This is a genomic window from Faucicola mancuniensis, assembly GCF_046523945.1.
Classification (GTDB): Bacteria; Pseudomonadota; Gammaproteobacteria; order Pseudomonadales; family Moraxellaceae; genus Faucicola; species Faucicola mancuniensis.
The window spans coordinates 2,543,574-2,567,503 of sequence record NZ_CP171363.1 but is presented as its reverse complement, the minus strand read 5'-3'; the positions used below and the strand labels follow the sequence as shown (position 1 = coordinate 2,567,503).

17 protein-coding genes are annotated in these 23,930 nt (G+C 39.2%); 15 read left to right on the top strand and 2 right to left on the bottom strand.

Features of this window, described 5'->3' with window-relative positions:
• Positions 1–15: 15 nt before the first annotated feature.
• The 4 genes from ACGTJS_RS12680 (at position 16) to ACGTJS_RS12665 (ending at position 2,298) form a co-directional block, all read left to right on the top strand.
• A complete protein-coding gene (locus ACGTJS_RS12680) occupies positions 16–531 on the top strand; it encodes a hypothetical protein (protein ID WP_410472335.1) in 516 nt (171 codons plus the stop codon).
• Between the two features lie 102 nt (positions 532–633).
• Complete coding sequence (locus ACGTJS_RS12675; protein ID WP_410472334.1) at positions 634–1,128, top strand: hypothetical protein; 495 nt, start codon at positions 634–636, stop codon at positions 1,126–1,128.
• Between the two features lie 214 nt (positions 1,129–1,342).
• Positions 1,343–1,738: a hypothetical protein gene (locus ACGTJS_RS12670; RefSeq protein WP_410472333.1), complete on the top strand. Its 396-nt coding sequence runs from the start codon at positions 1,343–1,345 to the stop codon at positions 1,736–1,738.
• Between the two features lie 17 nt (positions 1,739–1,755).
• Positions 1,756–2,298, top strand: coding sequence for a hypothetical protein (locus tag ACGTJS_RS12665; RefSeq protein WP_410472332.1), 543 nt, complete (start codon positions 1,756–1,758; stop codon positions 2,296–2,298).
• Positions 2,299–2,395: 97 nt separating this feature from the next.
• Here ACGTJS_RS12665 and repM read toward each other — a convergent pair whose 3' ends face one another.
• Together repM and ACGTJS_RS12655 are read right to left on the bottom strand one after the other, a co-directional pair.
• Entirely contained in the window at positions 2,396–3,328 is a 933-nt protein-coding gene (gene repM / locus ACGTJS_RS12660) for a replication initiation protein RepM (RefSeq protein WP_410472331.1), read from the bottom strand.
• Between the two features lie 514 nt (positions 3,329–3,842).
• Entirely contained in the window at positions 3,843–5,663 is a 1,821-nt protein-coding gene (locus tag ACGTJS_RS12655) for a ShlB/FhaC/HecB family hemolysin secretion/activation protein (protein ID WP_410472330.1), read from the bottom strand.
• Positions 5,664–6,071: 408 nt separating this feature from the next.
• Between ACGTJS_RS12655 and ACGTJS_RS12650 the strand changes: the two genes are divergently transcribed.
• The 11 genes from ACGTJS_RS12650 (at position 6,072) to ACGTJS_RS12600 (ending at position 23,904) form a co-directional block, all read left to right on the top strand.
• A complete protein-coding gene (locus ACGTJS_RS12650; protein WP_410472329.1) occupies positions 6,072–12,740 on the top strand; it encodes a filamentous hemagglutinin N-terminal domain-containing protein in 6,669 nt (2,222 codons plus the stop codon).
• Positions 12,741–12,793: 53 nt separating this feature from the next.
• Positions 12,794–13,864 carry a hypothetical protein gene (locus tag ACGTJS_RS12645; RefSeq protein ID WP_410472328.1) on the top strand — a complete coding sequence of 357 codons (1,071 nt, stop codon included), beginning with the start codon at positions 12,794–12,796 and terminating at the stop codon, positions 13,862–13,864.
• Complete coding sequence (locus ACGTJS_RS12640) at positions 13,759–16,854, top strand: hemagglutinin repeat-containing protein (RefSeq protein WP_410473279.1); 3,096 nt, start codon at positions 13,759–13,761, stop codon at positions 16,852–16,854. The genes ACGTJS_RS12645 and ACGTJS_RS12640 overlap by 106 nt, the downstream gene beginning before the upstream one ends.
• A 471-nt stretch (positions 16,855–17,325) precedes the next feature.
• Positions 17,326–17,760, top strand: a complete 435-nt coding sequence (locus ACGTJS_RS12635; protein WP_410472327.1) for a hypothetical protein — start codon at positions 17,326–17,328, stop codon at positions 17,758–17,760.
• A gap of 106 nt (positions 17,761–17,866) precedes the next feature.
• Positions 17,867–18,418, top strand: a complete 552-nt coding sequence (locus ACGTJS_RS12630; RefSeq protein ID WP_410472326.1) for a polymorphic toxin-type HINT domain-containing protein — start codon at positions 17,867–17,869, stop codon at positions 18,416–18,418.
• Between the two features lie 217 nt (positions 18,419–18,635).
• On the top strand, positions 18,636–19,247 hold the full coding sequence (locus ACGTJS_RS12625) for a recombinase family protein (protein ID WP_410472325.1): 612 nt from the start codon (positions 18,636–18,638) through the stop codon (positions 19,245–19,247).
• Between the two features lie 62 nt (positions 19,248–19,309).
• Positions 19,310–22,291, top strand: a complete 2,982-nt coding sequence (locus ACGTJS_RS12620; protein ID WP_410472324.1) for a Tn3 family transposase — start codon at positions 19,310–19,312, stop codon at positions 22,289–22,291.
• A gap of 130 nt (positions 22,292–22,421) precedes the next feature.
• Positions 22,422–22,553 (top strand): hypothetical protein, encoded by a 132-nt coding sequence (locus ACGTJS_RS12615; protein ID WP_410472323.1) that lies wholly within the window; start codon positions 22,422–22,424, stop codon positions 22,551–22,553.
• Positions 22,516–23,231, top strand: a protein-coding gene (locus ACGTJS_RS12610; RefSeq protein WP_410472322.1) for an IS1 family transposase whose coding sequence is annotated in 2 segments (ribosomal slippage) — positions 22,516–22,879 and positions 22,879–23,231 — 717 coding nt in all. Because the reading frame shifts where the segments join, the coding sequence is not laid out codon by codon here. The genes ACGTJS_RS12615 and ACGTJS_RS12610 overlap by 38 nt, the downstream gene beginning before the upstream one ends.
• Positions 23,232–23,252: 21 nt before the next feature.
• Positions 23,253–23,303: a hypothetical protein gene (locus ACGTJS_RS12605; RefSeq protein ID WP_410473278.1), complete on the top strand. Its 51-nt coding sequence runs from the start codon at positions 23,253–23,255 to the stop codon at positions 23,301–23,303.
• 121 nt (positions 23,304–23,424) lie between these two features.
• Positions 23,425–23,904: an Imm42 family immunity protein gene (locus ACGTJS_RS12600; protein WP_410472321.1), complete on the top strand. Its 480-nt coding sequence runs from the start codon at positions 23,425–23,427 to the stop codon at positions 23,902–23,904.
• Positions 23,905–23,930 lie beyond the last annotated feature (26 nt).

The window sequence follows — 23,930 nt, the reverse complement described above, 5'->3', positions numbered from 1 at the left end:
TTTGGGGGAATAAACATGTTAAAGCTAAATCGCATAAATGAAGTAAAAGAATATATTTTGAATATTGATGAATATATTCCTTTTTCTATTGAATTTTCAAAAAGTTATTCCGAGTTTATTTGTTTTAGATTTGGGAATGGAGATACTTCATTGCTGGAAATATATGTGAACAAAAACACATTTGAAATATACAATATTACTCTTGTTAGCATCAATACCATGAATATAGTTTTGTGCAATAAAGAAAAAATAGAAAATAATAAAATTTTTGATATTGGTTTTCCGATTATAACATATGATAATTCATTAATAATTGGTGATATATCATATTTTGATTGTTTTTATAGTGATATAAAACTATTTATAGGAACCCAACATTTATGTGTAAGTATGGATGAAAGTTTGACAGAAAGATATGTTCAAAATAATAATGTTTTTTTTGGATTTAATGTTTTTGGAAATTTAAATTCTATTGTTATAAACAACATACCATTTGATGATATTGATATTATAAAACAATCTATCTTATAAATGTTGTGGGTGGGAAATTAGCATCTAAAATCAATATGTTTATTGATAGAAAGACTTGTCCAAACTGTCGAGTTCAATTACCAAAATTAGCAGAGGCTATGGGTGTTAAAAAATTCAACTTATTTTTCAAGGATGGCTCAGAAGCCATTATTGAGAATGGTAAATATACACTTAAGCCATAAATTGGAGAGAAATATGTTAGAGTTTAATATTGTATTTTTGGATATTCCATATAATATACACGACCCAGATAAAGCCAAGTTTGAAAAATATTTTATTAATTACAAGCATGATGAATGGGAAAATGGAGCATCATTTGTTTTTGTGGATGATTTATCTATAGAATACAGTTTGGTTATATCAGAGGATGAAAAATATGAATTTAATTTAATTTATAGTTCAAAAAACATCAATTGTTATTCTCTTGGAAATGAAAGTTTATTGGATGTATTTGTAGAAAATTCACATGAAATGATAATGCCACAAGGAATTTACATTTCTGTTAAGGATGCTTGGTTGGCTACAGAAGATTTTTTGGATAATCCATACATGCCATCATCAAGAATTAGATGGGTAACTGATGATAAAATAGACTGAAGCAAAGTGAGCTTTTAGCAGAACACCCCTTTTAGATTAAAGACAGTGGTTGGCTAAAAGCCTCTTTGCTAGAACAAGGCATGATACTGCTTGATAGAAACAATCAAGAATAGAGGTATTAAGCCAATTTCTGATTCCAAACCACACCGATACCGTCTATAATATTGAAGTAGATGACTTTCACACCTATCATGTGGGTAGATTGGGTGTGTGGGTGCATAATGATGAGTGTTGTGGGGTTCAGCAAAAGCTGATAGATAACCTTTCAAAACCATTAAGTAAATCGACAACAGACCATATCAGCAATAGACACGATTATAATTTAGTTAAAAAGCAAATAGAAGCGATTGTTAATAAAACAGGTAAAACAAAAGAAGAAGCTATTAAGATGTTAAATATTGGTGATAGAACTTTTTTTAATAAGAATTGGAGTAATGAAACTATTATAAAAGCAACTGAATACGCAAGACAAGATGCTATAAAGAACAATGTATTAAGTGGAAATCATAGTGTATTATATCGTGGAGAAAAGATTACCATAAATATATCCAATGAAGGTAAAGTTTCTACAGCATACGGAAATCATAAATATGATTTAAAAGATTTTTAATTAATGGAGAGTATAATATGATAAATATTGAATATAGGATAAACGAAGAATCTATATATGACTGCAGTAGTAATATTTATGAAAAACCAATCATATATGGCGTTTTTGTGATTGAAAGTGATTCTGGTCTATCCTTAAGAGATAGATGTATGCTTGACGATGAATTATTTGATTTACTTAAATTTAATGATGATTTGTTCAATTGGTTTTTTAGTATTCAATTAATTAATATTAAATTATTAAGCAATAATAATTGTAACATGCTTGATTATGATTTGGATAATGACCAGTATGTAAATTCTATTTTATTTAATAGAATTGGTAATAAATTAAAAATATATGATATAAAGTATGAAAAAAATTTTAATACATCTAATCCGATTGATATTATTTCACATCCTTTATGTGAAATAATATCAAGTTCAGAAATTGATATAAATGATTGGTTAGTAGAAACGTCAGAAAAGACAGAAAAATTTATCAAAGATTTAATATCTATAAAAGATAATTTTCAAAATTTTAAGTATGTAAAATTACTTAGCAATAATATTAATAATTAGAAAATATTTAATTTTCAAGCAGATAAATAACCCTGTGGGTAGATTGGGTGTGTGGGTGCATAATGCGGATTGTTGTGGGGTTTTTAATATTTTGGCATTAATAAATCGCCCCCAAATTAAACCCCATACTACCCAAAAAAGGCTTATAAAACTCGGATTTGGTGGGGTCTAGCAGTTCATCAGCGATTTTGTTCACAAAATCATCAATACTTGCTCCAATAGGGGCATAACTGCCTAACTCTGGCAAATTCGCCAGTTTTTTAGCAAACATTAGACGCTGTTTTTCAGTCATTTTAATCATAGAATTTTGTTTACTATTATCATTAGTAGATTTTTGTCTATTCTTTTTCTGTTTAAAACTAAAGGTAAAGCCAATAATTTTCCGCCCTTGTTTTTGTTGTTCGTATTTTACGTCAATATCTGTTTTTTCATTGATTTGTTGCACGGAGAAATCTAAAACCCTGCGTTTCAACACTTCCATTTTTTGGTATTCACCATTAACTACGCCTAACTTTTGCCTTAATTCATCAACAGAAAGCATGGGAGTTTTACTAGTTGTACGCCAAGCAATAACCAATTCATACAGTCTAACTGCGTATTTACTATTTAATCCTGCTACTTGTTCTAATTCATAACTGGTAAAATGCTTTTCTAACAAATTAATCAACGGTATGACTGCAGGAGCAAAAGTTAAATCAATCATACCTGCTTCATCAATATAGGCTATTTCAGATACCCAACGAGTTGTAGCTATTCTCTTTCCTTTTGCTGTGTTTTCCATGTAAGTGAATTGCCTTTCAAAAAGCACTTTACATGCTTTTTTTATATTTTCATATACACTTTTACCGTGAGTACTATAAATATTAATATAATCAGATACACTAATTTTTAATCTACTATGGGCATTAAAGTCTTGACCAATCTTCCTTGATTGACCTATGGCAAGTAATATCAACCGTTGCTCTATAAGTTCAAGATTATAACTGGCGTTAATTAAAGCATTATCTTTAACAATCAGGTTCTTTGACATTTTTATAACCAAAAATAAATATGTTGTTATTATACCTTATTTTTTTTGTTGTCAAATTTCCCTTAAACGGTGTTATATCGTCCCTTAAACGGTGTTATATTCATTAAAAAACCTAGAAAATAAATAATAAAATCAAATACTTATACCAATGGAATTTGGTCTAAAATATTTAAAATTATTAAAATAATAAAAGAAAAAAATTTTTATAATATTTTCTATGATAGATGAATTTAGATAAAATTATACTCCTGATATTTGCATAAATTTGCATCATGTTGTATAGGTAAACTATTTTTAAATCTGTTATTTATTAAGGCTTTATCCCATATTTTAATGCAACTTAATCGCATAATTATGTAAATCATCAGCACGTGGGAGGGAGTGGTAAATCTGTAGTAGTCTTTAAAAAAATATTTCTATTTATAGATTTTAATCTATAACAAACTTAAATAGTTAACCCCATTGCCTTTACTTATTTGATTTTCAATGAACTTAAAAACTCAACAAAAAACGCTCAAAACTCTAACCCCAAACTTACCCCACCAGTCCATTCCTTTTTACCAAAGTACTCAGGTTGTCTAATCGGATAACCTGCAAAAACATCATAACTTAACCGTAACGGCTTAAACTCACCTTTAAACCCAACCGCACCACCAACCAACGTATGACCCAGTAACAAATTATCCTGTTCCTTGTTCTGCATCGCCACTGTACCAGCATCTAACCCAAAATATAGATTATGATTAGACTGCTTGATAGGAAAACTAAAATCTTGACGAAAAATCGCCCCCATATCCCCTGATAATGTCCGCTCACCATCAAAACCACGCACCGTATAACGTCCACCAATCGCCAACCTCTCACTTGGAACAAGAGCTGTATTCGCATATTGTCCCTTTAAACTTGCCTGATAGCCCAACTGATAATCCCCCAACGCAATCGGTGTAATAAAGTTTACATTTAACTTATAAATTGGTGTCCGAACCGTTCCTTCATTAAACAAACTTTCAGGTGGTGTTAAAGCCCCAAAAGCACCTGTACCACGTTGTATACTAAAATCAGAGATTAACTGCTTTTGTCCAAAGCGTGTCTCATGTCGTACACCTGCATTAAACCCTACGACTTTTCTACGTTGAACATCAACCTCTGTATCATCAATAAAATTCTTTTGCGACTTAACAAACCCACCAAAATTCAATAAAGTTTTGCTTTTGTTATCACGAGAAGCTAACCAACTTGCGGTAAGATTAGCATTATTTGATTCACCACTATATTGATAATCTTGGTTTGCTCCTGCGACTGTTTGCTTATAAGTGTAATGACTTGCATTGGCAGAAAATAATACATTTTTGATAGGCACAACATAGCCTAACGAATAATTTTCACTACCTTTATCACCATATTGATTATCATTAACTTTGTTGCCCAAATCACGGCTATAACTTAAATAAAATAAATCATTATGCCATGTTGGATTATCAATACTAATTGTTAAGCCACCCTGATATTTACCTGTAGATTTTGAACCAGAATCATCAATGGTAACACCATAACGCACTTTTTTGGTCTGATGATACTTAATCTCAATATCGCTATAGCCTGCAAATTGTAAACTACTTGGCTTAATCGTAAAATCAGCATTGGCAGTAGGAACACGTTTTAGATTTTCTAGCCCTGTCTCTAAATCACGAATATTTAATAAATCACCAGATTTAATAGGCAATGCAGTCGCAAAATTAGCAGGTAGCCCTGTGGGATTGGTATAGATTGCTAAAGGACTATCTGCTGTATCTGCCTTGATTTTATCCACAAAGCCAGGAATAATGGTTAATTGTAATGTACCATTTTTTAAATTTTGATTGCCAATCAATACACGTGTGGTACTATAGCCACGTTGAATGATACGATTTTGTACATCGCTGACAATACGATTGATATCATGGATGTTTAAACATTGTCCAGTAATACGCTGTTTGCCATGTGTTAATGGTGTTAAAGCAAAATCAAAGTTCCCCAAAATGGATAAATGGGTTTTATCCAATGTGGTATAGGCGATTTTGGAAATGACAAAACAAGGATTATGTACATCCATTTTTGGTGTTGGTGGTTCAACTTTAGCATTTGGTAGCTCAATCTGAACATTGGTGTTAGGGATTAGCTTTTGTTGTTGTTCAGCCTGTTTTTGTTGTTGGTACTGGACTTGTTGATTGGCAATTTGTTCAGGTGTCTGGGCATAGCTGACTTGTCCCAATGATACACCAAATATAGCAATCAAGGTTTTTGAAAGTATGGTTTGACTGGTTGTTAAATTGGATTTTTGAATGGATAAATTCATTTTAAACCTTTGATTTTACTGTACTTGGTGATTAACTATCATCATATAGGTACTTGTTGTATAGTTCATTAAGTTAATAAAAAAACAAAAATGTCAAATTTTGTTTTTTTATTAATAATGTATATTTTAAAAAAGATAGAACAATATATCAACACAACCTATGAGTTTGTCATTGATTTTCTAGGTTTACCTGATTTTTGTTTTGACTTATTTCCACCCATACCAATTGTTCTATCATTATTTTTTGTCCAGTTACTATTTTAAATAACTATAAATTGAAAAAGCCATCAACTGTTTATCAAAGACTAAACTTAAATTTAACGATAGCAGACCCTATTAATTTATTAAAAAAACTATACAAAAACACGGATAGGGGTTAAAATACCGATAAAAATTAGGAAACCCCATATGAACAGCCGTCTGTATCGTGTTATCTTTAACAAACACCTAGGTCGATTAGTTGTTGTCTCAGAAAAAACTGTGGCACAAGGCAAAGCCGGTAGTCAAGGTGCGAATAGTAACAAGGTAGTTTTAGCTGACAGCCAACTAGATGGAAGCAATGAGGTCGTGTACTACTGCTATAGCAAATGGGTTAGTCTCACTGCTGCTGTCCTTGTCAGCATAGGAGTAGCAAACGTTGCCTATGCTGAGATACAGACCCAAATCATTGCAGATAAGGGTGCTCCTAAAAATGAGCAAGCCACGGTGTTAAACACTGCCAATGGCTTAGCCCAAATTAACATTCAAAGCCCAAATAGCCAAGGGGTTTCTAAAAACACCTTTAGTCAATTTGATATCGGTGGGCATGGGGCTATTATTAACAACAGCCGTACCAATGTACAAACCCAAACTGCGGGTTGGGTAGAGGGTAACCCATGGCTTGCCAAAGGTGAAGCCAAACTCATCTTAAACCAAGTCAATTCTAGTAATCCAAGCCAGTTAGCTGGCTACACCGAAATTACGGGTAGTAAAGCCGAACTGGTGATTGCCAATCCCGCGGGTATCACCTGCTCAGGCTGTGGTTTTATCAACGCTGCTCGTACCACGCTCACCACCGGTAAACCCACCTTTAACAACGACACTTTAACCGGATTTCAAATAGGTAGCGGTAAGATGACCGTTGAAGGCAAAGGCTTAGATGATAGCCAAAGCGACTATACCCAGCTGATTAGCCAAGCCACTGCCCTTAACGCTAAAGTTTACAGCAAACAGCTTGATGTCATTACGGGTAACAACACGGTTAGCTATGAAACCAATCCAGCCACCACTAAAATTAGTCACAACGGTGTCAATCAAAGCACGGGCGTGGCTTTAGACATCTCAAGCCTAGGCGGCATGTATGCTGGCAGAATTCGTCTGATTGGTACCGACAAAGGTATGGGGGTGACCAATGCTGGTGACATCAGCAGTAGTAGCACACTCACGCTAGACAACCAAGGTAACCTCATTAACACCGGCTCCATGAACGCCAAACAAGGGGTAAATCTAAAACACACCGGTAGTATTGACAACCAAGGCACCGTTAGCAGCAGCACCGATAGTGTCAAACTGGACAGCCCAACCCTTAAAAACAGCGGCGTCATTAGCAGTCATGGCCAAACCGATGCCACTACTCAAAGCCAAATCACTAACACAGGGCTCATCAGTGCCGGACAAGTCAATATAAAAACCCCAAGCCTGGCCAACCAAGGCCGTATTGAACAAACCGGCAGTGGTAAACTTGATGTGACCAGTCAACACTTAACCAACCAAGACAACGCCGTCATTGGTCAAAGCCTATACGACAAGCACCCAGCGACGACTACCCCAACCCTAGCCACTGCCCCATCAACCGCACAAACTGGATCAACCAAGCAAGTGGCAAACTCAACCGCTACCACACCGACAACGGACAGCCATCAACCGGTGCTTGCACCCATAACCGCCGATGGCAATATCCAAGCGGACAATTTAGTCAACCAAGGCAATAATGCCGTCATCACTGCCAATGGTGCCATGACAGTGACCAGCCCAAGCGTTACCAATCAACGCCAAGGTAGTATTGTGGTTAATGGATTAAACACCCAAGCAATTGACAACATCAACAGTCGTATCCAACTTGACAAACTCGATTGGCAGTTAACCCGTTTTAACAACCAACAAGGGCAAATTGTTGCCAAACAAGGGATTAGCCTCACCGCCCCGCAAATTAACAACCAACAAGGTGTCTTAGCCACCCTAGGCGATATTAGCCTTAGCACAAGTGAATTAAACAATCAACAAGGCAGTATTCAAGGCAAACAAGCCACCATCACGGCTACCCAAGTTTACAACAGCCAAGGCACGATTCAAGCGGAGGGCAATTTAAACCTTGATAGCCAAGGCAACCTGACCAACCAAAATGGTCATATCATGGCTCAAGGTGATGCGAGCTTACATGCGACCGATATCAAAAATGACAAAGGCAGTGTGGTAGCAGGTGGTAAACTCAGCACCACCAGCCAGACACTTACCAACAGTGGGCAACTGTATGGCACCACAGGTAATACGCTTACCATGGGCAGTCTGACCAACACGGCTACGGGTTTAATCGCCGCTCAAGGCAACACCAATATTCACGCCCAAACCGTCAACAACACCGGCATATTAGCCGCAGGCATTGACACCCAAGGCAATTTAAGCACCACCCCAGCCAACCTAACCATGAATGCAGTGGGTATACTCACCAGTAGTGGTACCCATATTGCGACCGGCAAAGCTAGCTTACAAGGCAATCCAACTGACTTAAATGGCAGCAAAACCCAAGCAGCGGATATTGAGATGGCAAGCCAAGGGGATTTATCAACGAAAGGGGCAAGCCTTACCGCCATCCATCAGTTGACGCTGGTTGCTAAAGGCACGCTAAATAACCAAGACGGTACACTAAGTGGTCAAACCCTGCAACTAACAGGCAACCAGCTAAATAACCAACGCGGCTCAATTAGACAAAGTGGTACTGCTGACTTAACCTTTAATTTCGCTGGCGGTATTAGCAACCAACAAGGTCAGATTGCCACCAATAGCCAAAACTTCATAATCAATACCCCAACGTTAAAAAATAAAGCGGGTCGTATTGAACATGCAGGTAATGGTCAGTTAAGTTTAACCGCAAATAATGTAAATAACAGCGACAAGGGCAATATCTTAAGCCTAGCCGATCAAACCTGGCAGATTGCTGGCGATATTGATAATAGCCAAGGACAAATTCAAGGGGATGGCTTAACCGTTAGTGCACATACCCTAATCAATACCGACGGTCAAGTGGTTGCTAGCAATACCACAGGAACCGTAAAAGCCAATCAACTTAACCTCAAGGGTGATTTAAACAATACCGGTAACGGGGTTATTTACAGTGATAATGGCAGCTTGGTCCTAACGGCTCAAGCGGTCACCAACTCAGCTCAGCTAACCAGTCGTGGGGACTTAAACCTTAACAGTCAAATCTTGAACAATCGTGGCAGCATTTCAAGTTTAGCCAATACGCATATCAACAACCAAACTAATTTGAGCAACACAGCAACGATTGCCCAAGGTCGTTTAGCAATTCAAACCGGTGAACTTAATCAAGCCCAAAGTAGTCGATTGGTGGCAGGATTAAGCCCTGATAATAGCTTATCAACCACCCCACAACACTTGACCATCACCAGTACTGGTGTACAGCATAACCAAGGTAACAATGTTGCCAGTGGGGGTATGACAGTCACGGGTTCAGCACTCGACTACCACGGCAGTCGTAATCAAGTGGTTAATCTGTCATTAAACACCTTGGGTAATATCGATTTAAGTCAATCACAAAACAAAGTTAGCCAACAAGCCAGTTTCACCGCCAACGCCCTTAACCACAATGCCGCTATAACGCAAGCCGATAGTTACCAACTTAAAGTGCAATCACTGTCCAACCAACGAGGCACCCTTGAGCAAACAGGCACTCAAGACTTTGTATTAACCACGGGTACCATTGACAATCAGCAAGGTCACTTAGGCGGCAATGCCACCAATCTTAGCTTAATGGCAACGGGCGATATCCAGAACCAAGGTGGCGAAGTCATTCATGCCGGGACTGGCACAGCGACGCTAATTGCCCAAAATCTTGATAATAGCCAAACGGGCAAACTGCTATCCAATGGCAAACTAACTGCCACGGTGTCTGGTACGCTTAACAATGATATTGGGGGTATACAAGCCGATCAACTTTCCGTCACCGCAGGCAGTTTAAATAATAACCAAGGTCAGGTCATTGCCAGCACAGGTGATTTAACCGTAAACGCTGGCATTCTAGCCAACAGCGGTGAAAAAGCTGTACTCCAAAGTGCTCAAGCATTGTACGTCAATGCACGAACCTTAAATAATGATACGAAAGCTCAGCTATTAGCCAATACCACCGCTGATATCCACGCAGACACCCTCAATAATACCAATGCTGGTTTAATTTATAGCAATCAAGCATTAAACATCGGCGGTGACACCTTAAACAATAATGCTACCATCAGCAGCCAAGATGCCATTACCGCAAGCAGCCAAAAACTGACTAACCAAGCGAGCGGTAATATTCAAGCGGGCAAAGATATCAACTTAACCCAACAAACCTTAACTAACCAAGGTGTGATCAGCACGCAAACCAATATCAACTCAAGCACGCAAGGCGTCATGGACAACCATGCTGGTCAAGTCATTGGTAATAATGTGACTATAGCTGCTCAAAGCCTAAATAACCAAGGTGGCAGTATCCAACAAGCGGATAAAGATGGTCAACTAACCTTAACCACGACTGGTTTGCTAGATAACCAAAACACCCAAGGCGAAGGTCGGGGGATTTTAGCCAACGGCAAAGCCGTATTGCAAGCAAGCGATATCTCCAACCAATCAGGTCTAATCAATGCTACTGATGCCTTATCGCTCACCAGCACAGGCAATGAGATTAACAATCAACAAGGAGTGATAGGCAGTAATCAGCAGTTAATCATCACAGGCACCAGTGCCACACTCAACAACCAAAGCGGTAAACTGTGGGGCGATAGTACCACGATTACCGCCAATGGTTTAGCCAACACGGGAGTCGGTAGCCTTATCAGTGCCACTAAGAATATGACTTTAAACGTCAATAGTATTGATAACCAAAACACCAAACAAGATTTAACCAAAGTTAGTCTCAATCAAGGTATTGTGGCAGGTAATGACTTAGTGATTCATGCCCAAACCTTGAATAACATCCAAGGGCAACTATTAGCCAATCAAGGCATCCAGGTTGCGATGGGACAAAGCCTAACTAACACTAACGGACATATTGAAGCCAAAACCATTACCACTCAAGGCAGTACGGGCAACATTACCAATGCTGGCGGTGTGATTCGAGCTAATGAGACGAGCTTGAGTGCTAGTTCTATCAGCAACGGCGAAATCAGCGGCAATCGCCTGACACTTAACCAAATGGTTGACTATACCAATGCCAAAGGTGATAAATTACTCGCCAATGAATTAACCATCACCACTCAAGGCAATGTAAATAATGACGGTACGTTATCTGCTGACAAACAACTGACGGTCAATGCCAAAGACATTAACAACACCCAAACCGGTGAATTAGTCAGTAATGCCTCCACGTTATTAAACGCCACTGGTGATATCAACAATCATGGGTTAATTAATGGTAATGACACCTTGATTACTGCTGGCAATGCGGTGAATAATTTAAGTGAGGGTCGTATCTATGGCACGCATTTAGCGATTAAAGCCGATACGCTTAATAACACCCCAGGCAATACGCTTAATTCTGCCCCAGTAATTGCCGCTCGTGAACGCTTGGACATTGGGGTAAAAACCTTAAACAATAACCCAAATACGGCACGTCGTGGTAAATTTAACAGTGATTTTAATGGTCAAGCTCAGATTTTAAGTAATGGTGAGTTGCACATTGGGGGTGATTTAGACAGCGAGAATCATGCCACTGGCAAAGCCACCACCGTGACCAACCGTGGGGCAACCATTGAGTCATTGGGTGCGATGCAGATTGCCACTGAAACACTCAATAATATCAATGCGGATTTTAAAACAGCGTTAAAGGTCCTTGAAAATAATCCGATAGTTGAGTATAGCATTTCAGGTGATGGTAGTAATCCAATTTATAATGAAAAAGTAGTTGAAATTACGTCTGAAGATAACAATGACGGACGCCATAGATTAAAAATTCTAAAAACGGGTGAGCTATATGATAATTATTATGGCTACAAATATACAGAGCTATTAAGTGGGCAAGACACCGTGACTAGTGACCCGAGTCGAATTGTTTCGGGTAGTAACATGGTATTTGACTTGGGTAAATTTAACACCAATAAAAGCCAAATTATTGCTGGCGGTACCATTAAAGTAAATGGTCAAGCAGGCAATGTGGATGCTGAAGCCACAACTATCACTCCCAAATACAGTTACGAGAATTTTAATGGTACCCATTATAGCCCTTATGAAACCTGTCGGAGGAGTATAGGGAATTGGTGTTACAAAGGAAAATGGGGTACAAATACTAATTCAACCCCATTAGATATGGCTCAACCGCTGAATCCTAAAACAACAGGTACTCCTTATGATTTAAAAATTCTCAACATTAATAATCCAGTTAGTGGCGTGTATGTCACCGCGGTCACAGTTGCCAATCAAAATCAAGCCAATCAAGCTCAAATTGATACCAAACAAGTGGCAGCTGTCAACCAAGCGATTGGCAATTTACAAACGCTCCTAACAGTCGTCAAAACAGCCAATAACGGCACACAAGTTGACCGTGCAAGCCTTGCTAGGGTCCAAGACGCCATCAAAGCCTTACAGGACTTCACTAAAACCAACCCAGTCAACCTAACCGCTGAGCAACAAAAACAGCTAGCTGACTTAGTGGTTGCCCAACAAGGAGGACAAAAAGTTGATATCGCCACCTTAAGTGACCTTATCAACCAACTAAACCAAAGCATCAATACCCAAAAAGCTCAAGAAATTCGCACCCAAGGTACGCTGTCAGCTTACCCAACAGTGCTCTCTACAAAATCGACCCCAACAACCCCAACGGCTATCTAATCGTCACTGACCCTGCGTTTGCCGGTTATAAAAACTGGTTATCATCCGACTACATGATGAAACGCTTGGGGCTCAATCAGGACAATATGCACAAACGCCTGGGAGATGGCTACTATGAACAACACATGATTCGTGATCAAATCATGGTGCTCACTGGTAAACGCTTCTTAGGTGACTACCGCAGTGACGATGCCATGTACCAAGCCTTGATGGACAATGGGATTACCAGTGCCAATGCGTTAAACCTACGCCCAGGTATTGCCCTGACCGCTTCTCAGGTGGCACAGCTCACCACCGATATTGTCTGGCTGGTTGAACAAGACATGACATTACCTAATGGACAAACCCAAAAAGCCCTCGTCCCTAAAGTCTATGTACGCTCCAATGTTGGTGACATCAAAGGGGATGGCAGTTTAGTAGCGGGTTACAACACTGACCTACAACTCACAGGGGATTTAAGCAATTCAGGTAACATTGTGGGACATCATGCCTTGCGTGTGAGTGCCAACAATGTCAATAACAATGCTGGCGGTGTCATTCAAGGTAACTTTATCCAAATCAATAGTAAAAAAGACACCAACAACATTGGTGGTACCATCAAAGCTAACAGTGCTATGTCAATGAGTGTGGGCGGTAATTTAAACAACACCTCAACGACATATCACACAGAAAGCTCAAAAAACAAAAGTAATACTTGGCGTACTGGGCTTGACCAAATTGCCAGCATCTACGTGGGAGATGGCTTAAAAGGTCAAGTGGATAATGAAGGCAACCCACTGACCACGTTAGCCATTGATGTGGCAGGTAACACGAGCTTCAATGCCAGTCAGCTGATTAACCATGGTGGTAGCACCCAACTGATTAGCAGTGGCAATATCGCCTTTAATGCCGTCAACACTGGTTATCAAACCAACGCCATTCATGATAACAACAACTATATCAAAGCTGGGCATACTGAAGATGTTGGCAGTGTGGTGGTAACCAAGGTGACACCATCATCCGCTCAAAAAACGGCAACATTACTGGTACGGCAGCGACCATTCACAGTGAAGATGGGACAACCTATCTTAAAGCGGACAATGGGGATATCAGCTTTAAAGAAGGTCGAGAAACCAATAACGTAGAAACTGCTAGTCGCTCCACCCAAAGAAACTGGTTAAGTAAGAAAACCAACCAAGACAACTACAGTTATAACAATGATTTAGCCATCAAAGGCAGTATTAATGGTAACCGTGTCATCATTGATGCCAAAAACAACGTGCATTTAACGGCAACCGATGCAATCAGTCAGCAAGGCACCTATATCAAGGGTGGAAAAAACGTCACCATTGATGCAGCGACTAACACTGAACATCAAAGTAGCAGTCATGGCGAGAAAAAATCTGGGCTATTTGGCAATGGGGGTGCCAGCTTCACCATTGGCACACAAAGAACCCAAAATCAAAACAGCACGGACAGTGTGTCACATACTGGTAGCATTGTCGGAACTAAAAATGGTAACACCATTATCACGGCAGGTGAGCATTATCAGCAAACTGGCAGTAAAGTCTATGCCAAAAACCAAACCACGAACAATGTGCATGATCTCAATTATGGCACGGTGGTGATTAATGCCAAATCGGCAAACGTGAGTAATACTACTGCCACAACGCAAACACACAATATCCAAAGCCAAAAAACCAGCGGATTAACCGTGAGTGTGTCTAATAGCTTAATCGATCAGGCTCAAAGCATTAATAGTCTACTGAAAGCGGGTGAAACCACCAACAGTGAGAAAATGAAAGTCATGGCGGGTATTGCAGGCTTTAGTAAGCTGCGTACCTTAGATAAAGGCGTACAAGGTGCTGTTGATAGCTTACAAAAAAGTGAGTTAAGCAAAGAAGGATTAGCTGGGGTAGGCAATACTCGCATTCAAGCCACACTTGGCAGTCAATCCAACAAAAGCGTGCAAGATAGCCTATCAGGTAAAAATGAGGCATCAAGCATTGATGCCAATAACTTAGTGTTAAACATTGCAGGCAAAGGTAAAGACAGTGACTTTACTGTGACAGGCAGTGACATCAACTTAGTGGGAGACTTGTATAATAACGTTGAAGGTGATGTGATTTACCAAGCCGCATCCAGTACAGGCTATGACCGTACCAGTAATAAATCTAATGGCTTTGGCATTGGGGTGTATGCCAGCACGCAAAATGGAGCAGGTATTACTGCCAATGCCAATATGGCAAAAGGTTATGGCAATGGCGAAACCACCACCAATGCCAACTCTCATATCAATGTCGGTGGTACAACCTATCAAAACATCGGTGGTAACTTGGTGCTTGATGGTGCGGTGGTGAAAGGTGATTATGCCACAGGTCACATCGGTGGCGGGATTATTGCGACCAGTCGTCAAGATACCGCTAAATATGACGGTAAACAAAAAAATGTAGGCTTTAGTGCCGACGTGTCTATGCAAGGCATCCCACAAAATGTGAGTATCAATGGCGGTAAATCCAATCTCTCCATGGACTTAGCCCAAGTGACTGAGCAGACAGGGCTACAGTACCAATCTTCTGATATGGTGGTTGATGGTAAAAGCTCTTTTAATGGGGCATATTTTACCACTGCCACCCCTGAAGCGAATCAGACTCAGTTTAAAGGTGGGTTAGAAGTCGGTGATATACAAAACCACATTCATTATCACGGTCAATCGATAAGTGGCGGTATCAGTGCAGGGTTAAATGCCAACAAAACAGGGTTAGCTTCGCCGTCTATCAGCGGTATTGGTTATGGTAAGGTGGGGGATAGTGATACCAGTACCACGTATGGGGCGGTGACAGGGATGGCAGGGCAGTCGCAGGTGACGAATAAGACTGTAGGCATACTCAATGAGCCGTTAAGAAATACGTTTAATGCAGGTCAGTTAAATGCTGAACTTAACAATCAAACTCAGATTACGCAAGCGTTTGGGCAGGAAGCTCCGAAAATGGTCGGAGATTATGCAGGACAAAAACAACTTGAACTTATTCATGCAGGAAATACTGAAGAAGCCGAAAAATGGGGTGAGGGTGGTGTTTATCGTGTGGCACTGCATACAGCAACTGGATTGTTGGCGACAGGAACAATACAAGGTGGACTGTCTGCAGGCACAACCGCCTACACCATCCCAAAAATTGACGAATATCTCACAGAACAAGGCTTTAACAAAGAAACAAGAGACATCACCCTACTTGCTCTCTCTGCAGGACTAGGAGTAAGCATTGGCGATAGTACAGCAAGTACTGTTAATAATGTGGGGCAGACGCAAGGGAATTATTTGACGCATGTATCCTTAGAAAAAGTTAGAAAAGGGCAATTGACTATTGAAGAAGCTGAACAACTTAGCCAGCGTTTAGATAAAGAAGTTGAACGATTATGCTCAAATAATCCAACCAGTGACGCGTGTCGTACAGCCATATCAAGTCAAATTCAATACATTGCAATGCAAGAAGCTTGGTCGGTAATGAAAAGTGATGTTTCACGAACTTCTAAACAAACTTTTAATTATTTATATAATACTCCTAATGCCAATACAAGATTTGTTAATTATTTTAATACCATTGATAATAGAGCAAATTTCTTTGCCGCAAGTAATCAGTATGAAAAAAACTTGGGTGTGGGTGCTAGATGGTTTGGTGGAGCTGATAAAGTGTCTCGTGCAAAATTCACAGGCTTGGGGGCTGATGGTAATCTTTCCTATGTAACATTTGGTGTGGGTAGTGTTTTTTCTGGCAATCCAAAACATATTTATGATTGGCGAAAAGAAGCTGGCGACACCTTGATGAAAGGAGGATTTGATAATTTTAGGTATTTGTATAATAATCGTCCAAATGCCACGCAATGGGATATTAAACAATTGCATGATGAGCAAACATTGTTACAACCGATTCATGAAAAGTATTTATCTGACAAAGATAAATTTAGAGGATTTTCAAGCTGGATGACGGATAGTGAAAATCGTAAATACACAGGAAAATTTATTGAAGAAGAGCAAACCCAACCTGGTGGAATAAATATACTTGATAAAAACTCACGTATAAAATATGGGTGTAAACTTTTGGGTTATACTGAACAACAAGGATGTAAACCATGAGAAGAAAAAATTATTTTTACATTCTTTTGGAGATTATAGCAGGGTTTTCCATTTGTTACTCAATTTGTATTATTCCATTTTTTTACTTAATGTATCCAAAATTTTTTGATAATTTTAGTATGGAATTTATTTTGAATTTAAAAGTATTGATAGCTTTTCTAATTATAATGCTGATATTTTCATTTCCAGTTTTTATTTTGCTTGCACTGGTCAGATTATTAATAAATAATAAAATAAGTTATCTCATTAATTTTTTATTATTTGAGATTTATGGTTATTTTTTATTCGGTTATCCAGATACTACTTACTTCAATGGATCATTGTTATATGTATTACAGACACAGTATTTTATATATTCTATTCCGATGACAGTTATTTTTTTATTGATTGTATTTATAATCGATGTTAACTATGTGGGTATAAAGCTAAATAACGGATATTTAAACAATAAGAACAACAGAGGTGCAAGCCATGAGAACTGAAGCTTTATTTTTTAAAACATTATTTTTAGTTTTTGTAGCTTTCTATTTTTCAGCACTGATGATTTGGTTGTTTTTTTTTGTTACAACTACAGATCATTTTGCCGATATAGCTACTATGTTGTGTACGGCATTTGCAATAAGTCTAGTTAGCAGTTTGCTATTCTCTCCAGTCTTGCTTCTTGTGTCTTTTATTCAATGGGGAATAAGAAATAAATGGTTAAAAAATGTGATTTCATTTTTATTGATAATCATTTATGGTTTTCTGATTTTTAAAGCCCCTAGTTTTCGTTTCTACAATACAAATTTACTTGATATTATAGATGAAACACTGTCTTATCTTTCGATATCAATACCATCAACATTGCTTTTTATGGCTCTGTTGTCCTATTTAACTCAGTACCAAAAAAGCAGAGGCGTATCGTGAAGATGCTAAACAAGCAAGAGAGCAAGGCAGTCCAGTTGATTTATATAATAGGATAGATAAAGCAGGTGGTATTAATGTTTCACATGGGGCGATAGATCATAGCAATATGATGGCTCTAAGCCAAGTTGATTTAGCCATCGCACAAGTTCACAGAGCCAACAATCAACCTATTCAGGCTATGGTTGGAGAGGCTTGGCATGCTGAACTAATGGGTGGCGGTGGTCGAAACACGGTAAGCACAAAAAATTCTAAGACAGATTTAGGTGAAGCACGCAATACTGATAAGGCAAGTGGATCGACAACCGCCAAAGCAACCTGTACTACTGGCATCTCTTGCTTTACCGCAGGCACACTCATTGAAACCAAAGATGGCTTAAAAGCCGTTGAAACCTTTACAGGTGGTGAGTTAATTTGGACAAGAAATGACATTACCTTAGAATATAGCTATCGTCCTGTTATTGCCACCAAAGCAACGCCTGATCAACCCATTTTCCAAGTCACAGTCAAAAACCATCAAGGAGACATAGAAACCCTACAAACCACAGCAGAACACCCCTTTTGGATTAAAGAGACAGGCTGGCTAAAAGCCTCCTTACTAGAACAAGGGATGATACTGCTTGATAGAAATAATCAAGAAGTAGAAGTTGGGGTCATCTGAGAATTCGGACCATATTGTACGCTAAGGAATTTTGTCGAGTATTTTTTCGTTATAAATCTGCGTGATAATCCAAGCAATCTATGGAAAACATCTGTTTGCCATAGGTTTTTTATTTGCTTAAATTTCTGCCTGCTTATCAGCTTTTTGCTATCTAATAAAATCAATATAATCAAATTCTGTTAAAATACTGAAAAACAGGTTTGCCATAGGATTTTATATGAGTTTAATCGGCTATGCCCGAGTATCGACTGCCGAAGGCAAACAATTGCTTGACCGTCAGCTTGATGCGTTAAATGAGATTGGTTGTGACAAGATTTTCACCGATACCGCTTCGGGTAGCAACTCGGAAAGACCTGGACTTGCCGAATGTTTAGCCTACTTGAGAAAGGGCGATACGTTGGTCGTACTCGACTTGGACAGATTGGGACGACTAGCTAAAGACTTGATTATTCTAATTGATGAATTAGCCAGTAAAGACATTGGATTTAAAGCCATCAACTCACCGATGGATACCACTACCCCGACAGGTCGAGCCTTTTTACAAATTCAGGCAGCGTTTGCCGAGATGGAGCGTAACATCATTCGTCAGCGGGTACAAGAAGGACTGGCTGCTGCTCGGGCTCGTGGACGAAAAGGCGGACGACCGAGAGTAATGACGGCGGAGAAACTGCGTTACGCACAGCATCTAATGAGCGATCAAACCCGTAGCATTGCTGATATCTGTAAAGAACTTGATGATATGCCTGTCAGTACGCTGTATCAATATGTCACGGGCAAAGGCGAACTCAAACAACTGGGCAGACAACTGCTCGGCATTACCACACCTTAACGATTTTCGCTTATTCTCAGCTCACCATTATTAACTAGCCACCTTTAGCAATAAGGAATCTCATGGCTCGTCGCTCTATCTTAACTGCCCAAGAAAGGCAGTCATTACTGGCATTGCCTGACAACCAAAGCGATTTTATCCGTCACTACAGTTTAAGCGAAACCGACCTATCACTCATTAAACAAAAACGGGGGAATGCCAATCGGCTGGGGTTTGCCGTACAGCTTTGCTATATGCGGTATCCTGGCATCGTATTACCTGACACGCAAACCCCTGATAGGGAGTTATTGAAATTTATCGCTACTCAGTTAAATTGCCACCCTAGCGACTGGGAAACTTACGGATTAAGGGAGGTCACTAAACGAGAACATGCACTAGAATTGCAACGGCTATTTGGCTTTACGCCTTTTGCAAGGCAAGACTATCAGCAATATGTTGACTATGTGACAAACACTGCCATTGAGACAGACAAAGGAGTTTTGTTAGCCGAATGGTTAGTGAGCCATCTTCGAGAAAATAAAACCTTACTACCAACGGTGCTTGTCATCGACAAACTGTGTGCCGAAGCCATCACCCGTGCCAACAAAATCATTTATGAACGCCTAACCCTTGGGCTTAGTCAAAGTCATTTCGATAAGCTCGATAAACTGCTCCAGCACAAGGAAAATACCAAATTCACCCATCTTGGCTGGTTACGCCAAACATCGCTAAAACTCAGCTCCACCCAAATTCTCACCCACATTGACCGCTTAAAATACTACCTAGCCATTGATTTACCCGACGGCATAGAACGGCGGATTCATCAAAACCGCTTGCTGAAAATCGCCCGTGAAGGTGGGCAAATGAATCCAAGCGACCTTGCTAAATTCGAGCCAAACCGACGCTATGCCACGTTAGTTGCCCTTGTAGCTGAAGGCAAAGCCACGGTGATTGATGAAATCATTGAATTACATGACCGCATGATTCATAAAATCTTTAACAAAGCCAAGAACAATCACCGTCAAGCCTTTGCCGAATCAGGCAAAGCCATCAATGAAAAAATGGTGCTGTATCAATCAGTTATCAATGCCTTACTTGATGCAAAACACCATGACCTAGATGCTTTTTCTGCGATTGAAAAGGTGATTCCCTCATGGCAAGCTCTTGAAGACAGTGCAAAACAGGCAGAAGGCTTAATTCAGCCTGCTAGTTTTGACTTTCTGCCCAGAATCAATGATAGCTACCAAACTATCCGCCGATATGCCCCTACCATGCTAGAAATATTGCCCTTTCAAGCCACATTAAGCTCCAATAATCTGATGCAAGCGGTGGAACTGTTGCGAGACATGAATCGTCAGGGCATTCGTAAATTACCCGATAACGACAAATCTATACCGACTAAATTTATCAAGCCACGCTGGCACAAGCTGATTTATACCGATACGGGTATGGATGCTCGTTATTATGAGCTGTGTGTTTTATCGGAACTCAACAATGCGTTACGCTCAGGCGATATTTGGGTACAGGGTTCTCGGCAGTTTAAAGCCTTTGATGACTATCTGCTACCTAAAGACAATTTCCAAACGCTTTTACAAAGCCAAGCATTGCCAATAGCCATCAATACGGATTGCAAAACCTATCTTAATGAACGGTTTGCTTTGCTTGAGCAACAATTTAAGCTAACCCACCAACTTGCCAAAGCCAATCGCTTACCTGATGTGAGTATTACTGCCACATCTGAATTAAAAATCACGCCACTCGAAGCGGTAATGCCTAAATCTGCCGAAGACTTGATTAGCCAAGTATCCCGCTTATTGCCGAGGGTGAAAATCACTGACTTACTGCTAGAAGTCGATGATTGGACAGGCTTTAGCAATGAGTTTACCCATTTAAAAACCGATGAAACGGCGGATGATAAGACCTTGCTACTGACCACCATTTTAAGCGATGGTATTAATTTGGGTTTAACTAAAATGGCAGAATCTTGTCCTGGTACGACCCATAACAAGCTGTCATGGCTTCATTCGTGGTATATTCGGGATGAGACTTATACATCAGCATTGGCGGTGCTGACCAATGCCCAATTAGCCCATGAGTTTGCCCAAAACTGGGGTGACGGCACAAGTTCGTCATCGGATGGGCAACGCTTTAAGGCAGGTAGCTTTGCAAAAAATTCAGGCAATATCAATCCTAAATATGGCTCAGAACCTGGTCGGCTGATTTATACGCACGTTTCTGACCAATATAGCCCGTTTCACAGTAAGCTTATCAATGTGGGTATTCGAGAATCGACCTATGTATTGGATGGTTTGTTGTATCATGAATCAGATTTAAAAGTCGAAGAACATTACACGGATACCGCAGGATTTACTGACCATGTGTTTGCTTTGATGCACTTACTGGGGTTTAAATTCGCCCCTCGTATTCGTAATTTTAAAGAATCTAAGCTGTATGTACCAAATACCGAGCAAAGCTATCCGCTGCTAAAATCCATGATAGGCGGTACGATTAATAGCCAGCGTATTATTGATAATTGGGCAGATATCTTGCGGTTAGCGACTTCGATTAAACAAGGGACGGCAACCGCTTCTCTCTTGATTAAAAAACTGAGTAGCTATCCACGGCAGAATAGTTTAGCTCAGGCATTGCGAGAGATTGGGCGAATCGAACGCACCTTGTTTGCTCTGGCGTGGTTGCAAGATGCTGAATTGAGACGACGGGTGCAAGCAGGATTGAATAAAGGCGAAGCCCGCAATGCGTTGGCTCGTGCGGTATTCTTCAATCGATTGGGTGAAATTCGTGACCAAAGCTTTGAGCAACAACAGTATCGAGCCAGTGGTTTAAATTTGATTACGGCGGCGATTGTGCTGTGGAATACAGTGTATATCGAGCGAGCGGTAAATGCGTTGCGGATGAGTGGCTATGCGTTTGATGATAATCATCTTCAATACTTGTCACCCTTGGGTTGGGAGCATATTAATCTAACGGGCGATTATATCTGGAAAACCGAAACTGGTTTGGGGAACGGGAGGTTCAGGCAACTGAGAAACATAGATAATTTTTAAATACTCGACAAAATTCCTTAGCGTACAATATGGTCCGAATTCTCAGATGACCCCTATAGAGAAAGTTTTCATTAGAGAAAGTTTAAGTTATCATGAAATAGGATAATTAAATAATGATGAGGTGTGGAAAATGGCTAATTCTATTAAAGATTTGGGCATTGTTAATAAAAAATACCTAAGCTATAATACTCATTCTACCACAACAACCAAAGGCTTAACAATCTATGTTATCCCTAGACCATTGCCCAAAATGCCAATCTAACCACATTGTCAAAGCAGGCTTTGCAAGTGGCAAACAGCGGTATCGGTGCAAAGACTGTATTCATCACTTTACTGTCTTACGCAAAAGCACCAAAAAAGATGATAAGGTCAAAAGAATGGCTGTTGATATGTATCTTGAAGGCTTAGGCTTTCGTGCCATTGGTAGAGTGTTGGGTATTAGCTATGGTACTGTTTATCAATGGATAAAACAGCTTGGCACAGCACATCAAAACACCTATAATACCAATCTACATTCAGACCAAGATGATGAAGCGATTGACATTGTAGAGCTTGATGAGATTCACAGTTATACCAAGCACAAAAAAACTACTGTTGGACTTGGATTGCCATTGACAGAAACACCAAACAAGTCTTAGGCTTTGTCTGTGGTAAGCGAGACACTAAGACCTTTAAAAAGCTATACAACAAACTAAATGCAAGCAATATCAAGCTGTTTTGTAGTGATTACTGGAAGTCTTATCAAGAGATTATCCCAAAACGCAAACACTTAAAAAGCAAAACACAAACCTTTGCCATAGAGAGCTACAATAGTAGAATACGCCACTATCTTGCAAGGTTTAAGCGTAGAACCAAATGTTATTCTAAATGCAAAAAGATGGTGGAGAATTCTTTAAATCTACTTTTTGCTAAGTGGAATGGTAGGTTGAGTTATGTATAGTTTTTTAACAATGCCAAAAATATTAATAAAAAAGAAACTCGTGATGGTACGTACGATGCTAATTTGAAGTAGTTCAACAATTTAGTTATACCCCTGCAACAAACGCTTATCATTGGTCTGGGATGGTTAAAAAAAATGAGTATGATGCAAAAATACCTAATGATGTTCAGAAAAAACTAGGAGTAAGTAAAAAATGATTTTTGGTAATCCTGATTATTTTGCTATTTATGCTGATAAGATTACAAATTGGTCTTATGACAACTTTGATGAAGGTGCATTTGCATATATCTTGAAAAATGAGCTTTTTCCAAAAAATATTTTTTTCAAATCATCTACTCTTGGGGTTTATCATGGAGATTTAATATTGTTAAAAGAAAACATACAAAAAGGATTATTAGATTCATTTTCTATATTTCATATGAACAATGAACAGTTATATAATTTTTTGTATAGTTTGTCTTTTAAATCAAATGATAATCAAGAATTAAAGTTTTTAATTTTGATAGGAGAGATGATTGATGATTCAGAACCAATATTTGCTGTTTCATATGATGATAAAATAAAGATTATTTATTTAATTAATGAAATTACTAATTCTATTGATTTAAAAAAAGATGACTTTCTAGAAATTTTAAATAGTTGCATAGAGTGGATGTCTACTAATATAAAATAGTTGTCTACAACACAAAAGCAGATGAC